Genomic DNA, 15,259 nt, shown 5'->3' with positions numbered 1-15,259 from the left:
CGGCGGTGCAGCAAGCTGCACCTTGGTTCGGCGCGGGTGCTTCGTTCGCAAGGTCGGCTCGGCGGGACGAAGTTGCCTCCGCCGCCTCCGCCGCCGCCTCCGCCGCCGGAGACTCGTTCAATCCCGCTGGCGGACCAATCCTGATGCTCATAGCCAAGCATGCCCGAAAGTTGACCTGCGCCGTTGAGGTCGGAGGTCACGAGCAACTGGCTTCCCCAGATCGTGCTGGTCGCGTCTTCGGTGAAAGACCCCGCGGCAGTTTGCGTGTCGAAGCCGGCGTCGTCGTAGCTCTTCGTGAATTCCTGCTCTTCTGAATAATAGAGGCGCGGCGTGAAGGTGAGAGTTCCGACCTGGTGCGTTCCGACGATCTGAAAGCCGCGTACCGAGTAATTCTCGACACGCTCGAACCGCGTACGACTTGCGAAATCGTCGACCGCACGGTCATAGATCGAAGGCGGCTTGCCGTATTCACCTTCGGAATAGGTCGCACTGAACCCGATTGATGTGTCACTGTTGAGCCGGTAGACGCCACTTGCCAAAAGCTTGGTCTCTTCTCGGTCACTGTTGATCCGGTCGCCATTCGGTTGAACCGGTGTCGCGGTGAAATCGTCCGAAAGCGGGTAGTCGTCGCGCCCGCTCCACGTTCCGCTGAAGCGAAGGTTGCCACGATCCGAGCCGTAAGCGATGGAGCCTTCAACCTGGTTTGTGCCCCCGGTGCCCGTCGCGACGCCGAAACTGCCGGAAAGGCCTTTACCACCGTCCTTGGTGATCAGGTTCACGACGCCTGCGGATGCGCCTGGACCATACAGCACGGACGATGCCCCGCGGGTGATTTCGATCCTGTCCACGCCGCCGAGGGCGAAACGGTCAGGATCGAATTGCCCATCGATACTGGAACGTACCGGCACACCATCGACGAGAAGCAGGACCTGGCGGGTGCGAAGACCGCGAATATCGATGCGGCGCGTCCCGTCGCCGCCAAACCGCACGTTGATGCCGTTGGCAAGATCGAGCGCCTCGCCGAGCGTACGTGCGCCCTGCCGCTCGAACTCTTCGGAAGTTATGACCTGCTTCGTCGATGCAGCCTCGCTGATTGGGCCGGCCTCACCCGCAGGTGGCAAAACGATCTCGGGAAGCTCGAACGGCTCCTCTTGGGCCGATGCAAATGTCCCGACAGCGGCGCCCGCCAGTGAGATCACCCAAGCTGATGTTTTCCTGATCCCGTTCCCCATTTACGCATTCCCCCGTCCCGAGATTTTGCAATTTTTACATTTAACTGCATTATTTCCGAATCTCTTGTGATAGAAAACAGCATGAATGTCGAGCAAGTGAACAGCGCATCGATGTTCCGAACCGAGGTTGTCAGGCGCTGAATTGGAAACCGCTGCGTCTGAGACCCCCATTTCCGACGGTCTCAATGCTCAGATCCTATTCGCCACTACGGTTCCTGAAGCATCGGATGACTCCTGCGAGTGCGGGAAAGGGAGAGCCGGCTGCGCGTTCACGCGAGATTTGCTTGAGCAAATTTGTAGAGCCAACTTGGGTCGTATGAGACATTACTGTCCCCTCGCTTGCTGAACATCGAGGATCTGGTCGGAAACCGGCCGAGTAGGGTAAGTTGAGACGGTTCCGAAATCGGCCAGACAGTTCGTACCTGGTGGGGCTCTGGTTCGGACGTGACGCGGGCGGCGTATGTTGCTACCCGGTAACAAGCGATCTTGGAATATCTAGGGAAACGGAGGAAAACATCCGGGAATCACTTGAAACCCCTGCGAGTGGCTGCAAATTGAGGTATTAGCCAAGCATATGAAATCAAATGTAAAATACGCATCCCGGCTTGCTGTGGCACCCATGATGGACTGGACCGATCGGCACTGCCGGTTCCTGCATCGGCAACTGTCGCGGAACGCCCTGCTTTATACCGAGATGGTGACCGCGCCGGCATTGGTGCGCGGTGGGGCGTTGCATCTTTTGGACCATGCGCCCGAGGAACATCCCGTGGCTTTGCAGTTGGGCGGATCGGCGCCCGGCGAATTGGCCGAGGCGGCGCGGCTGGGGGCCGTGGCGGGATATGACGAAATAAACCTCAACGTGGGCTGCCCCAGCGACCGGGTGCAGTCGGGGACCTTCGGTGCGGTGCTGATGAAGCAGCCTGACTTGGTGGCCGAGTGCTGCGCCGCGATGATCGGCGCGGTGGACATCGAGGTAACGGTAAAGTGCCGGATCGGCGTGGATGAACAGGTGGCCGAGACGGTTTTGCCCGACTTTCTGACGCGGGTCAGCGCGGCGGGTGTGCGGCGCTTTACAATCCATGCGCGAAAGGCTTGGTTGCAAGGGCTAAGCCCCAAGGAAAACAGGGATATTCCGCCCTTGGACTACGCTTTGGTGGCACGCATGAAAGAGCAGTTTCCGCGGCTTCACATCTCGCTCAACGGCGGGGTGGAGACGCTGGACGAAGCGGTGGGCCACCTGGAGGCCGGGTTAGACGGCGTGATGCTGGGGCGCGCGGCATACCATCGGCCCGTGGAGGTTTTGGGGGCGGCGGATCGGCGGGTCTTTGGCGACCAAGGCCCGGATCGAACGGGGGAGGATACTGTGCATGCCATGCTGCCCTACATCGAAAACCATTTAATTTCAGGGGGTAAGCTGCACCAGGTGACGCGGCACATGCTCGGGCTCTTCGCCGGGCAGCCGGGGGCGCGGGCGTGGCGGCGGGTGCTGTCGGAAAACGCCACCAAACCGGGGGCCGGAACGGCGCTGGTGGAGGAGGCGCTGGCGCAGGTGACGGGGATCGCGGCGTGACGGATTTCCTTGAGAAAGGATGGGCGCGGTACGCGTTTGATCCTTCCGTGGCGGCCTGGGCCGAGGCGGCGTTTTCCGTTGCGAAAGAGAGGGTTAAAGCGCCCGAGGAACAGCGCTGGTTGTATTGCGAAGGCACGTGGTTCGTAGGGGTCGATACGCTGCCGAACGCGCCCGACGGGACCGTGGGCGAGGCCGGCCCGCTGACGGGGGACGCATGGGAGGCTGTATCGGAGCTTTATGGCCGCCTGCCGCTGCATCGGGGGCAGGTGTCGGTCATGTATCCGGGCTATCCCAGGCCCAAGGACGGCGAGGGGGAAGCGGCCTTTGGCTACAGGCTGCGGCGGGACGCGGCGCATGTGGACGGGTTGCTCTTGGAAGGGCCGGACAGGCGGCGGTTTCTGAAGGAGCGGCACGCCTATATCCTGGGGTTGCCGTTGACGGAATGCGGGGCCGGGGCCAGCCCGTTAAGTGTCTGGGAAGGCAGTCATAAAGTGATGCGCACGGCCTTTTCTGAGGCATTGCAAGGCGTGCCGCCCGAGGCGTGGGGCAGGGTCGACCTGACGGATATCTACAAGGCCGCGCGTCGCGAGGTTTTCGACACCTGCGAGAGGGTTCTGCTGCCGGCGAAACCGGGGGAGGCCTATGTCGTTCACCGGCTGGCCTTGCATGGCGTGGCACCGTGGGAGGATGGCGCCGAGGCACCGGACGAGGGGCGGATGATCGTCTATTTCAGGCCCGAATGGCCGATCCTGGGGGATCAGTGGCTGACCGCGCCCTGAGAACTGGGCGACTCGAAGGTTAACACAGGGAAAACTGCAAAAAGCTTGTCGGTATCGCGTCGGTATCTCAGTGGTATCGCGACGGTGGCATGGGCCGAAAGGTGAAATGAACAGAGCGTTCGGTGCGTTTGCCGGGGCGCAGTCGTTGCGGCGGTATCCTGACGAGTTGCTTTGGGTGTGACGCCGGAGCGGGGCGCGGAATTTTGCAAAATTCCGGACCGAAAAATTGCAATTTTTCGGTGCGCTGAGGGGGACCGTCCGTGTGGCCCTTTCAGCCGCGCTTCAGCCGGGCGGCGCGGCCGCCACGGCGCTTGGTCAGGGTGGCGGCGCGGTCGGGCAGGTCGGCCATGACTTCGCGGCGTTCGTCGGGCGTCATCTTGGACCAGCGGCCGATCTCGTCGATGGTGCGATAACACCCCGTGCAGATCCGCGCCTCGGGATGAACGACGCAGATGCGCACGCAGGGGCTCTCTATCTCGTTGCGGTTCCAGACGGGGTTGTCGTTCATGTCTCGGCTTTCAGGTGGCGGATTCGGTCCAGCGCTCCTTGCAGGATATACGCGGCGGCGACGGCGTCGATCACCTCTGCGCGACGCTTTCGGGTCAAATCGGCCTCGATCAGTGCTCTTTCTGCCGCAACGGTGGACAGGCGCTCGTCCCAGAAGCCGATGGGCAGATCGGTGCGCGCCGCGAGGTTTCGGGCGAAAGCGCGGGTGGATTGGCAGCGCGGACCCTCGGAGCCGTCCATGTTGCGGGGCAGGCCGAGGATTACCCCGGCGGCGTTGCGGTCGGTGGCGATGGCCAGCAAACGGTCGGCATCGGCGGTGAACTTGGTGCGCTTGATGGTCTCGACCGGGTTGGCGGATGAGAGGAGCGCGTCGGAGGCGGCGACGCCAATTGTCTTTGTGCCGAGGTCGAGGCCGAGAAGGGCGCGAAAGCCGGGCAGGGCGGCGGCGAAGGCGGCGAAATCCTCGACGATCATTCGGAGAAGCCGGCCTGCTTGGCGGCGTTGGTGATGGTGTCGATCACAGTGGGGTCGTCGAAGCGGTCCTGGGCGCGGGCGATGAGGTCGCGCACCGCATCGAAATCGCCCAAGACGGCGTAGGCGTTCGAGAGGCGCACCCATTCGTCGGCGGTGCCGCCGGTCTCGTCAATGCGGGTGGCGAGGCGGTCGACCATGCCGCGGATCATGGCGGCGCGGTCCTGCGCGCTCATGTCGCCGGCAGCGTCGATGTCGCCCTGCGAGGGGCCGGGGGCGGCACCTTCGGCGGGCGGCTCGTAGCGGTTGATCCCGGCGCGCCAGGCCAGTTCCTCGATCCGGGGGCGGATCAGAGCGGTCCAGGGCGCGTCCGGCGTGCTTTCGCGCAAGAGCTTGTCCCAGGTGCGGAAGGCGATGTCGGGGCGATCGACCTGGATCATGTAGAGGCCCATGTAGTAACGCGCGCGCGGCTCCTTGGGATCGCGGGCAAGGGCCGCGCGAATGGCCTCGGCGGCCTGGGCCGAGACGTAGCCGCCGGCGGCGGACACCATCATGTCGGCCAGTTCGGCATAGTCGCCGGCGGTGGCGGCGTCGCCCTTGAGCTCGATCACGCGCGTCTTGGCCTCGGCGGCGGCGGAGAGATTGCCGAGCGCGGCCTCGTTCCGGGCCAGAAGAATGTAGCCCTGGATCTCGTCCGGGCGGCTTTCGACGGCCTCGCGCAGGCGGTTCATGAGTTCGAGATATTGCGGATCGACCTCGCCCATGTCGGCGGTGACGGGCTGGGACGCCTCGAAACGGGCCTCGGCCTCGTCCTGGGGCAGGCGATTGGCGCGGGCCGCTTCCGAGGCGGCGAGGCGTTCCGTGCGGGGCAGGTCGGTCTGACCGGGTGCGCCCATCTGCGCGTAGAGCCAGCCGGCGCCGCCGACGAGGCAGAGAAGGGCCAGGGCGGCGAACAGTTTACCCGGAAGCGCAGGTTGCGCGCCGACCTGTCCGGTGGCCTGAAGCTGGGCATCGGCGGCGAGGATGCGGCGGGAGACCTCGGCGCGGGTGCGCTCGGCGTCCTCGGGGGTGATGACGCCGCGGGCGAGGTCGCGGTCGACCTCTTTCAACTGGTCGCGGTAGACTTGGAGGTCATAGGCGGCGGGCGGCGCGTCGCCCACGCGGCCACGCATCAGCACCTGCCCCAGGATGGCGGCGCAGATCAGGCCCAAGGCGATGGCGAGCACCCAGAATGTCATGTGATCTCCCCGTCTTCGGGGGTGATTTAACGATTGGGCGGGCAAACCGAAAGGGGCAAGTGGTCGCCCCTGGTGTCGCAGGGGCGGATCGGCGGTGGCATGTCGCAAATCAGGCCATTCGTGCCGCATGAGGTGTCGGCGTCAACGCCACATTGTTTCATACCGGGGCAATGACGCGGCGCGGGGGCGAATCCCCCGGGCCGGACCCTATCCATGCCATGAGCGAGACCCGCCTGATGAAACGTTATTCCGCCTTTGCCGTCGCGAAAGAAGCGCTGAAATATCACATGGGATGGGAGCGGGCCTGGGCCTCGCCGGAGCCCAAGAAGAAATACGACGCGATCATCATCGGCGCGGGCGGGCACGGCCTGGCGACGGCCTATTACCTGGGCAAGAACCATGGGATCCGGAACGTGGCGATCCTTGAGAAAGGCTGGCTGGGCGGGGGCAACACGGGCCGGAACACGACGATCATCCGCTCGAACTATCTGCAGGATGCGTCGGCCGCGATGTACGAGAAATCGCGCAGCCTCTATGAGACGCTGAGCCAGGATTTGAACTACAACATCATGTTCAGCCCGCGCGGCGTGATCATGCTGGCGCAGACCCAGCACGAGGTGCGGGGCTACGAGCGGACGGCGCATGCCAACGCGCTGCAGGGGGTGAAGACCGAGTTCATCAGCCCCAGCCGCGTGAAAGAGCTGTGCCCGATCATCAACCTGGACGGCCCGCGGTACCCTGTGCTGGGCGGGCTGTGGCAGGCGCGCGGCGGCACGGCGCGGCACGACGCGGTGGCCTGGGGCTATGCGCGGGCGTGTTCGGCCATGGGCATGGACGTGATCCAGAAATGTGAAGTCAACGGCATCCGCACCGAGGGCGGCAAGGTCACGGGGGTGAGCACCAACAAGGGTGACATTGCCTGCGACAAGCTGGGCATCGTGGTGGCGGGGCATTCGGGGCACCTGGCCGACATGGCCGGGTTCCGCCTGCCGATCGAATCCGTGGCGTTGCAGGCGCTGGTCAGCGAGCCGATCAAGCCCTGCATGGACGTGGTGGTGATGGCCAACACGGTGCATGGGTACATGAGCCAGTCGGACAAGGGCGAGATGGTGATCGGCGGCGGCGCGGACAATTACAACAACTACACGCAGCGGGGCAGTTTCCACCATATCGAGGAAACAGTGCGCGCGCTGATCGAGACCTTCCCGATGATTTCGCGGCTGAAGATGCTGCGGCAGTGGGGCGGGATCGTGGACATGACCGGGGACCGGTCGCCCATCCTGTCGAAGACGCCGGTGGACAACGTGTTCATCAACTGCGGCTGGGGCACCGGCGGGTTCAAGGCGATCCCGGGCTCGGGCTGGGGTTTTGCCGAGCTTATGGCGAAGGGATATTCGCCGCTGACCGACGAGTTCGGGCTGGACCGGTTCTACGAGGGTCGCTTCATCGACGAGAGCGTCGCCGCCGGGGTTGCGCACTGATGGGGAACCGCCTTGGCATATCGGGCGTTGGGGTGTCGGAATCCAAAAGGAACGGAGAACCGACATGTCCGATCATAACAACAACCATACCCCGCCGCCGCAGCAATCGGGCGGTGGAGGCGGCGGCGCAACCATGGCTTTCATCGTGGGCGGTCTTGTCGTGGCCGTGGGTCTCATCGCTTGGGTCATGTTCGGTGACAGCGGTGGCGGGGACACGGTCGGGGGCGGAGAATCGTCCGACGTCAACGTGTCGGTCGAGACCTCGGACGGGGCGGCCGATGATGTCGCTGACGCCGCGGAAGACACAGCTGACGCTGTCGAAGGCGCTGCGGACGACGTCGAAGGCGCTGCCCAAGACGTGGAAGACGCTGCCGAAAACGTCGAAGGCGAAACCCAGCAATAACGGTCGCGGGGCCGTAACCGGCGGCCTGTCTACGACCTGTTTGGATGCAGGGGCGTGTGACGCCCCTGTGTCGCTGCGTCCGCAGGTGGCGGAAAGCGGCCCATGCAATCGCGCAGAAGTTGCGGGAACCGGCCCAAACCCTGCGCGGGGTTTTGCCGGTCCTTCCGCGCAAGCTCGGACGGGCGCATGCTTGAACTCCTACCATGAGGAGTTCGAGAGATGTCTGACTACGAACGATGGCAGCAACGGCGCGGCTACGGCATGCCCGTCCATGACGCGGGCAGCGTGGGTCTCTTCTGGGTTCTCGTCGTCGTCGTCGCGCTGGGCGCGCTGGTCTTTGCCGGCTCGCTGGGCAACGGCACAGTGCCGGACCTGTCCGATGTGCCGCAAGGCTTCATCGTGCCGGACGAGCCGGCCGACGACGTGGCAAGCACGGCAGCTGTCGCAGAATAACGCGGTCCGCGCAGGCGGACGTGATCGCAACCTTATGGGCGGGTGCCACGCGGCGCCCGCCCTTGTCGTGCGTGATGCACGCGGAGTCAAAGTCGTGCGTGATGCACGCGGAATCGACGTCGTGCGGGATGCACGCAACATGGAAAGGTGGATGGCATGCTGATCCTGGAATGTCCCTATTGCGGGGTGAAGGGCGAGGAAACCGAGTTCGCGGGGGGCGGTGAAGCGCATTTGAAGCGGTTTGGGCCGGAATCCAGCGATGACGATTTTCACGCGTACCTCTTCAAGCGCGAAAACCCCAAGGGCGTGCACCTTGAGCGCTGGCGCCACACCAACGGCTGCGGCAAGTGGTTTCACGCCGCGCGCAACACGGTGACGCTGGAGGTGTACGGGACCTATTCCGCGCAGACCACCGAGCCGCCGAAGGACATCAAGGACAAGATCTCGGCCAAGGTGCCGGGCTGGAGCTGGAGAGAGTTTTCATGAGCACGCGTCTGGCGAATGGCGGGCGTCTTGTTAACAAGGCGAACGCGATGGAATTCACCTTCAACGGCAAGCGGTTGAAGGGGTACGAGGGCGACACGCTGGCGTCGGCGCTGCTGGCCAATGACCAGATGCTGATGGGCCGGTCGTTCAAGTATCACCGCCCGCGCGGGATCGTGGCGTCGGGCGGCGAAGAGCCCAACGGCCTGGTCAACATGGGCCGGGGCGAGACGTTCGAGCCGAACCAGCGTGTCACGACGACCGAGCTGTTCGACGGGTTGGAGGCGACGAGCCAGAACCACTGGCCGAGCCTTGAGTTCGACGTGGGCGCGATCAACACCAAGTTCTCGCGGTTTTTGCCGGCGGGCTTTTACTACAAGATGTTCATCCATCCGCGCCCCTTGTGGAAGCACGTCTATGAGCCGTTCATCCGCCAGTCGGCGGGTCTGGGCAAGGCGCCCAAGGACAAGGATGGCGACAAGTACGAGCATCTTTACGCGTTCTATGACGTGGTGGTGATCGGCGGCGGTGTCGCGGGGCTGATGGCGGCCCGCGCGGCGGGCGCTGCGGGCGCCAAGGTGCTGCTGATGGAGCAGACCGCCGCCTGGGGCGGACGGACGCCTGTGGATGGTCCGCTTTACAATGCGACTGTCAATGATGGGCCTGTGGATAAGTTCGTGGATGAATTGGTCGCCGAGCTGGACGATATGCCCAATGTCGAGATGCGCCTGCGTATGATGGGCGCGGGCGTTTACGATCACGGCTACATCCTGGGGTACGAGCGGGTGAACGATCACAACCCTGGGGCACAAGGCCCGCGGCACCGTTTGTGGCGCATTCGCGCAGGCCAGATCGTGACCGCGACAGGCGCGATCGAACGCCCGCTGAGCTTTGCCGGGAACGATGTGCCCGGCGTGATGCTGGCCTCGGCGGTGCGCGATTACGTCGTAAATTATGGGGTTTCCGTCGGGGACCGTACGGTTGTCGTGACCAACAACGACGACGCCTACCTGACCGCGCTGGCGATGAAGGCGGCCGGTCTGGACGTGCCGGCGATCATCGATGCGCGGGCAGCGGGCGCGGGTGTGCTGGCCGAAAAGGCCAAGGCGGCGGGCATTCGCGTGGAAACCGGCAAGGGCATCGCAAAGGTCAAGGGCGGCAAGCGCGTGACCGGTGTGGGTATCTGTGCACAAGCCGGCGAAGGCTCGGTCCTGGAAGAGATCGCGTGCGACGCGGTTGCCATGTCCGGTGGCTGGTCGCCGGTGGTGCATTTGTGGTCGCATTGCGGTGGCAAGCTGATCTGGGACGAGCAGCAGGCGATGTTCCGGCCTGACCCGGACAAAGCCCCTACAGGGGCGGCGGGCGAGGCCTATGTCTCGACCGCCGGGACGGCCAGCGGCGAGCTGGAGTTGGGCGCGGTTCTGGCCGATGCCGAGGAGGCCGGTCGCGCGGCGGCCAAGGCCGTGGGTAAGACACCGAAGAAGGCGGAGAAACCGAAGGCGGAGGGCGTGCAGAGCAACCTCATTCAGCCGATCTGGATGATGCCGCAGGGCGCGAACGTAAAGCTGCGGATGAAGTCGTGGCTGGATTACCAGAACGACGTGAAGGTCAGCGACGTGCAACTGGCGGCGCGCGAAGGCTATGAAAGCGTCGAGCATGCCAAGCGTTATACCACGCTGGGCATGGCGACGGATCAGGGCAAGCTGAGCAATATCAACGGTCTGGCGATTCTGTCGGATGCTTTGAACCAGCCGATTCCGCAGACCGGGACGACCACGTTCCGCCCGCCCTATACGCCGATTTCCATGGCCTCGATCGCGGGCGAGGCGCGGGGCGAGATATTCCAGCCGCTGCGCAAGACGCCGATGCATGACTGGCACGAGGCGAACGGTGCCTATTGGGAGCCGGTGGGCCATTGGCGGCGTCCCTACACGTTCCGCCAGAGCCCGGGCGAGGAGATCGGTGCCGCGGTGAAGCGCGAGATCAACCAGACGCGCGGGAGCCTTGGGCTGCTGGATGCGTCCACGCTGGGCAAGCTGATCGTGAAGGGGCCGGATGCGGGGAAATTCCTCGATATGCTGTATACCAACATGATGAGCACGCTGAAGCCGGGGCGCTGCCGCTATGGCCTGATGTGCAACGAGAACGGATTCCTGATGGATGACGGCGTGGTGGCGCGGTTGGATGAGGACACGTTCCTGTGCCACACCACCACGGGCGGTGCGGACAGCATCCATGCGCATATGGAAGAGTGGCTGCAGACCGAGTGGTGGGACTGGAAAGTCTATGTCGCCAACGTGACCGAGCAGTATGCGCAGATCGGCGTCGTCGGGCCGAAAGCCCGCAAGACGCTGGAGAAGCTGACCGATGTGGACCTGAGCGCCGAGGCGCTGCCGTTCATGGCGTGGCAGGACATCGACTTTGGCGATGTGAAGGCGCGGGTGTTCCGCATCTCGTTCTCGGGCGAGCTGTCCTACGAGATCGCCGTGCCGGCCAGCCAGGGCCGGGCGTTCTGGGATCAGCTGCTGGAGGCCAGCAAGGAGTTCGGCGTGATGCCTTATGGCACCGAAGGGCTGCACGTGATGCGGGCCGAGAAGGGGTTCATCATGATCGGGGACGAGACGGATGGCACGGTGATTCCGCAGGACCTTGGCATGCAGTGGGCCATCTCGAAGAAGAAGGACGACTATATCGGCAAGCGGGCGCAACAGCGCAGTCATATGGCCGACCCCGAGCGGTGGCAGTTGGTGGGCTTGCAGACGGTTGACGGATCGGTCCTGCCCGATGGCGCCTATTGCGTGGCCGAGGGCGACAACGCCAACGGGCAGCGCAACGTGCAGGGGCGGGTGACCTCGACCTATTATTCGCCGACGCTGGATCGTGGCATTGCCATGGGCCTGGTGAAACACGGGACCGAGCGGATGGACGAGGTGATCGAGTTCGCCAAGGTCGACGGCACCACGGTGCCCACCAGGATTGTCAGCGCGGTCTTTTACGACCCTGAAGGGGAGAAACAGAATGTCTAAGGCTGTCAGTGCTTTGCAAGGCGCAGTTTATCAAGGCTACGTCGAGGTCCGCGAGATGGGCCTGGTGGGCATGATCACGCTGCGCGGCGATCTGTCCTCGGCCAAGATGAAGAAGGCCGTGAAGGAGGCCTGTGGCGTGGACCTGCCGGGGCAGCGCGAGATCGCGGTGTCGGGCGACAAGGGCGCGGCGTGGATGTCGCCGGACGAGTTGTTGCTGATGGTGCCCTATGAGGGCGTCGGGGATGCGCTGGCGGCAGTCGAGAAGGCGCTGAGCGGCGAGCACTTCCTGGCCGTGAACGTGTCGGACGCGCGGGCCGTGTTCCAGCTGAAGGGCAAAGCGGCGCGCGAGATCATCGCCAAGCTGTGCCCGGTGGATATGACACCCGGCGCGTTCGAGCCGGGCATGATCCGGCGGACGCGCATGGCGCAGATCGCGGCGGCGTTCTGGATGCAGGATGCCGATACGATCCGGGTGGTCTGCTTCCGGTCGGTGGCGGAGTATGCGTTCAACCTGCTCAAGGATGCGGCGGAGCCGGGCGGCGAGACGGGGCTTTTCGCGTAAGCGGTCACGCGTCCCGGGTGACGGGGCGCGTGGGGTTTCCGAGGTTCGGTGTGGTGGGTTTAAAACCCACCCTACGCAGACTGCGCGTTCGCCAATCTGCGGTCTGGCACGTGCGCGGCGTGTGCACTTCTGCGCCGACGCACAGCCCATCCGCAGCGCAGGAACAAAACAACAGCCTTGACGTTGATCCCCTAACGCTACCATGTAGTCGCGAAATATCACCTCAAAGAAAAGGGGGCCCGAAATGGCTTTTGAACTTCCCGACCTTCCTTACGCACATGACGCGCTTGCCGGCAAAGGCATGTCGAAGGAGACGCTGGAATACCACCACGACATTCACCACAACGCCTATGTCAACAACGGCAACAAGGCGATCGAGGGGACCGAGTGGGACGGCAAGTCCATGGAAGAGATCATCAAGGGCACCTATGATCCCAAGGCCGTGGCGCAGTCGGGCATCTTCAACAACATCAGCCAGCTGTGGAATCACAACCAGTTCTGGGAAATGATGACCCCGAACGACAGCAAGATGCCGGGTGAGCTTGAGAAGGCGATCAACGACAGCTTTGGCTCGGTCGACAAGTTCAAGGACGAGTTCAAGGCCGCCGGTGGCGGGCAATTCGGCTCGGGCTGGGCGTGGCTGGTCAAGGACACCGACGGCAGCCTGAAGGTCACCAAGACCGAGAACGGCGTGAACCCCGTTTGCTTCAATCAGACCGCGCTGCTGGGCTGTGATGTGTGGGAGCATTCCTACTACATCGACTTCCGCAACAAGCGTCCGGATTACCTGGCGAACTTCCTCGACAACCTCGTCAATTGGGAAAACGTCGCAAGCCGCATGTAAGTGCGGGCGACAAATGAATAATCCTGATTTTAGCCCCCGGCCAGACGGCCGGGGGTTTTCTCGTCGGAGCCATCCCGCATGACCGAAACCGCCAAGGGCGTCGCCGCCATCATCCTGGCCTGCATGATCTGGGGGCTGTCGGGCCTGTTCTACAAGTTGCTGGCCGGGTTGCCGGTGCTGGACGTGCTGGCGCATCGCACGATCTGGGGCGCGGTTTTCTTCTTGTTGGTCCTGAGCGCGCAGGGCCGGGTGGCGGTGCCGTTTCGGGCGTTGCGTTCGGGGCGCACTCTGCGTGTGCTGGCGGCGGCGTCGCTGCTGATCGGGTTCAACTGGATGCTGTTCGTCTGGGCCATCAAATCGGACCAGGCGCTGGAAGCCTCGCTGGGTTATTACATCTTCCCGCTGGTCGTGGTGCTGTTCGGGCTGATGTTCTTTGGCGAACGGCTGGGCCGGGGCGAGACGCTGGCGGTGCTTCTGGCGGCGCTGGCGGTGATCGTGCTGACGGCCGGGCTTGGCGTGGCGCCGTGGATCTCGTTGGGCATCGCGCTGAGCTTCGGGGCCTATGGCGCGGTGAAGAAGCGGCTGGACATGGGGCCGGTGGTGTCAGTCACGGCGGAGTCGCTGTTGCTGGTGGCCCCGGCGCTGGCATGGCTGGCGTGGTCGGCAGCACAGAGCGGGGCGGTGATGGGCGGGTCATGGCCGCTGGCGCTGACACTGATGCTGGCGGGGCCGATGACGGCGACGCCGCTGATCCTGTTCAGCTATGGCGCGCGGCGCATCGACTTGGCGAGCGTGGGCGTGCTGTCCTACCTCAATCCCAGCCTGCAATTCGCCGTGGCGGTCGTGATATTCGCCGAGCCTTTCACAGGCTGGCACATGATTGCCTTTGCCATGATCTGGGCCGCACTGGCGCTTTACAGCCTGGCGCGCTGGCGTTACCGGCCCGTCGCGCCGAGGCCGTCCATCAGGTCCTGAACCGTGTCGACGACGTTCGTGTAGTCGCGCAAGGAGGCGTCGGCGAAACCCTCGTCGATGACATGGTCGATAAGTTGGATGAGCTTTGTCCAGTAGCTTTCTGTATTCAGTAGAAAAACCGGCTTTTCATGCAGGCCGATCTGGCGCCAGGTGAGAACCTCGAAATACTCGTCCAATGACCCTGCGCCGCCCGGCAGGACCACCACCGCGTCGCAGTTCATGAACATGACTTTCTTGCGCTCGTGCATGGTCTCGGTGACGATGTAGCGGGTGAGGTCGGTCTTGCCGACTTCCCATTTCACCAAGTGATCGGGGATGACGCCGAAGGTTTCGCCCCCCGCCGCCTGGGCCGCGCGCGCCACGGCGCCCATCAGGCCCACGTCGCCCGCGCCATAGACCAGCCGCATATCATGGTTCGCAAGTGCGGTGCCGAGGTCCGTGGCGGCGGCCTCGTAGGCCGGGCTGCGTCCCTTGCGTGAGCCACAAAAGACACAGACGGAACGCTTGGACATGAAATCACCAAAGGCTGAAGGGGCTTGTTTTGACCGTTCTAGCCCGTGTTGCTAAACTCTCGCAACCGCAGAGCTGTCGCGCGGTTGGGGGAAATGTACATGAGCAAGCTGTCTGGCATGACAGGGGGGCAAGGGATCTGGATCGCCGGGGCGGTCGGAGCGGCGGTCGTCGTGGGTGGGTTGATCGCGGCCGGGATGTTCGGCCCGGGCGAGGATGCGCCGCAGCCGGCGGGCCTGAGCGCGCCCGAGGCGCAGCCCGACGGCCAGAGCGGCGAGACCGCAGAGGCCGCGCCGGAGACCGAGGCGGAACAGGCGACGACCGACGCTGGCGACGCAGAAAGCGAAGCGGTCACGGAAAAGGCCGAGACCCAACCCACTGAACCCGCACCCGAGATGCCGGGGCCGCCGAAGGTCAACACCTTCCGGCTGGACCCGGATGGCCAGATGCTGGTGGCCGGGCGGGCCGAGCCGGGCTGGGAGACCTCGATCCGGCTGGACCGCGATGTGCTGCGCAGTTTCGTGCCCGAGGGCAACGGCGAGTTCGTGGAGTTCGTGACGGTTGATCCGAGCGAGGAGCCGCGTGTTCTGTCGCTGAGCATGCGTTCGCCCGAGACCGGCGAAGACGTTGAAAGCGAAGGGCAAATCATCATCGCACCGCTGCGCGCGGCAAAGCAGCCGGACGCGGCGGCGCCCGAGCCGACGTCGGGGGACACGGTCGCGGGG

Annotated in this window: 15 protein-coding genes and 1 pseudogene; 11 read left to right on the top strand and 5 right to left on the bottom strand. The window is 64.3% G+C overall.

From position 1 onward, the window contains the following. Positions 1-1,232 (bottom strand): TonB-dependent siderophore receptor (locus RBB18_RS22465; protein ID WP_306121279.1); only part of this gene is annotated, 1,232 nt, incomplete at its 3' end. A 574-nt stretch (positions 1,233-1,806) separates the two neighbouring features. Here RBB18_RS22465 and dusA point away from each other — a divergent pair. Together dusA and RBB18_RS22455 are read left to right on the top strand one after the other, a co-directional pair. Further along, positions 1,807-2,802 (top strand): tRNA dihydrouridine(20/20a) synthase DusA, encoded by a 996-nt coding sequence (gene dusA, locus RBB18_RS22460; RefSeq protein WP_306112539.1) that lies wholly within the window; start codon positions 1,807-1,809, stop codon positions 2,800-2,802. Beyond that, positions 2,799-3,581: a hypothetical protein gene (locus RBB18_RS22455; RefSeq protein ID WP_306112540.1), complete on the top strand. Its 783-nt coding sequence runs from the start codon at positions 2,799-2,801 to the stop codon at positions 3,579-3,581. Before dusA ends, RBB18_RS22455 begins: the two co-directional genes overlap by 4 nt. Before the next feature lie 271 nt (positions 3,582-3,852). Here RBB18_RS22455 and RBB18_RS22450 read toward each other — a convergent pair whose 3' ends face one another. The 3 genes from RBB18_RS22450 to ccmI are packed head-to-tail and all read right to left on the bottom strand — an operon-like array spanning position 3,853 to position 5,797. Then, a complete protein-coding gene (locus tag RBB18_RS22450; protein ID WP_103764043.1) occupies positions 3,853-4,089 on the bottom strand; it encodes a DUF1289 domain-containing protein in 237 nt (78 codons plus the stop codon). Further along, entirely contained in the window at positions 4,086-4,562 is a 477-nt protein-coding gene (ruvX, locus tag RBB18_RS22445; protein WP_103764042.1) for a Holliday junction resolvase RuvX, read from the bottom strand. Before ruvX ends, RBB18_RS22450 begins: the two co-directional genes overlap by 4 nt. Continuing rightward, positions 4,559-5,797 carry a c-type cytochrome biogenesis protein CcmI gene (gene ccmI / locus RBB18_RS22440; RefSeq protein ID WP_306112541.1) on the bottom strand — a complete coding sequence of 413 codons (1,239 nt, stop codon included), beginning with the start codon at positions 5,795-5,797 and terminating at the stop codon, positions 4,559-4,561. Before ccmI ends, ruvX begins: the two co-directional genes overlap by 4 nt. 236 nt (positions 5,798-6,033) lie before the next feature. Between ccmI and RBB18_RS22435 the strand changes: the two genes are divergently transcribed. From RBB18_RS22435 to rarD, 8 genes are all read left to right on the top strand, one after another. Continuing rightward, complete coding sequence (locus RBB18_RS22435; protein ID WP_306112542.1) at positions 6,034-7,278, top strand: sarcosine oxidase subunit beta family protein; 1,245 nt, start codon at positions 6,034-6,036, stop codon at positions 7,276-7,278. 64 nt (positions 7,279-7,342) lie between these two features. Beyond that, positions 7,343-7,681, top strand: a complete 339-nt coding sequence (locus tag RBB18_RS22430; protein ID WP_211286160.1) for a hypothetical protein — start codon at positions 7,343-7,345, stop codon at positions 7,679-7,681. Positions 7,682-7,900: 219 nt separating this feature from the next. After that, positions 7,901-8,134: a hypothetical protein gene (locus RBB18_RS22425; protein ID WP_306112543.1), complete on the top strand. Its 234-nt coding sequence runs from the start codon at positions 7,901-7,903 to the stop codon at positions 8,132-8,134. 156 nt (positions 8,135-8,290) lie between these two features. Next, a complete protein-coding gene (locus RBB18_RS22420) occupies positions 8,291-8,620 on the top strand; it encodes a sarcosine oxidase subunit delta (protein WP_103764101.1) in 330 nt (109 codons plus the stop codon). Next, positions 8,617-11,643, top strand: coding sequence for a sarcosine oxidase subunit alpha family protein (locus tag RBB18_RS22415; RefSeq protein WP_306112544.1), 3,027 nt, complete (start codon positions 8,617-8,619; stop codon positions 11,641-11,643). Before RBB18_RS22420 ends, RBB18_RS22415 begins: the two co-directional genes overlap by 4 nt. After that, on the top strand, positions 11,636-12,205 hold the full coding sequence (locus tag RBB18_RS22410) for a sarcosine oxidase subunit gamma (RefSeq protein ID WP_274593258.1): 570 nt from the start codon (positions 11,636-11,638) through the stop codon (positions 12,203-12,205). The genes RBB18_RS22415 and RBB18_RS22410 overlap by 8 nt, the downstream gene beginning before the upstream one ends. Positions 12,206-12,449: 244 nt before the next feature. Beyond that, positions 12,450-13,049 carry a superoxide dismutase gene (locus tag RBB18_RS22405; protein ID WP_103764037.1) on the top strand — a complete coding sequence of 200 codons (600 nt, stop codon included), beginning with the start codon at positions 12,450-12,452 and terminating at the stop codon, positions 13,047-13,049. 78 nt (positions 13,050-13,127) lie between these two features. Then, positions 13,128-14,024, top strand: coding sequence for an EamA family transporter RarD (gene rarD / locus RBB18_RS22400; RefSeq protein WP_306112545.1), 897 nt, complete (start codon positions 13,128-13,130; stop codon positions 14,022-14,024). Here rarD and RBB18_RS22395 read toward each other — a convergent pair. Continuing rightward, the gene (locus RBB18_RS22395) at positions 13,985-14,536 is read right to left on the bottom strand and encodes a TIGR00730 family Rossman fold protein (RefSeq protein ID WP_306112546.1); all 552 of its coding nucleotides are present in this window, start codon (positions 14,534-14,536) and stop codon (positions 13,985-13,987) included. The two genes, rarD and RBB18_RS22395, sit on opposite strands and share 40 nt — an antisense overlap. Before the next feature lie 99 nt (positions 14,537-14,635). Here RBB18_RS22395 and RBB18_RS22390 point away from each other — a divergent pair. Next, positions 14,636-15,259 (top strand): annotated as a pseudogene (locus RBB18_RS22390) (hypothetical protein); the annotation flags it as partial.

This window comes from Roseovarius sp. MMSF_3298, from assembly GCF_030733705.1.
Taxonomy (GTDB): domain Bacteria; phylum Pseudomonadota; class Alphaproteobacteria; order Rhodobacterales; family Rhodobacteraceae; genus Roseovarius; species Roseovarius confluentis.
Note: the sequence above shows the minus strand (reverse complement) of the source record. Positions and strands in the feature narration are given on the sequence as shown.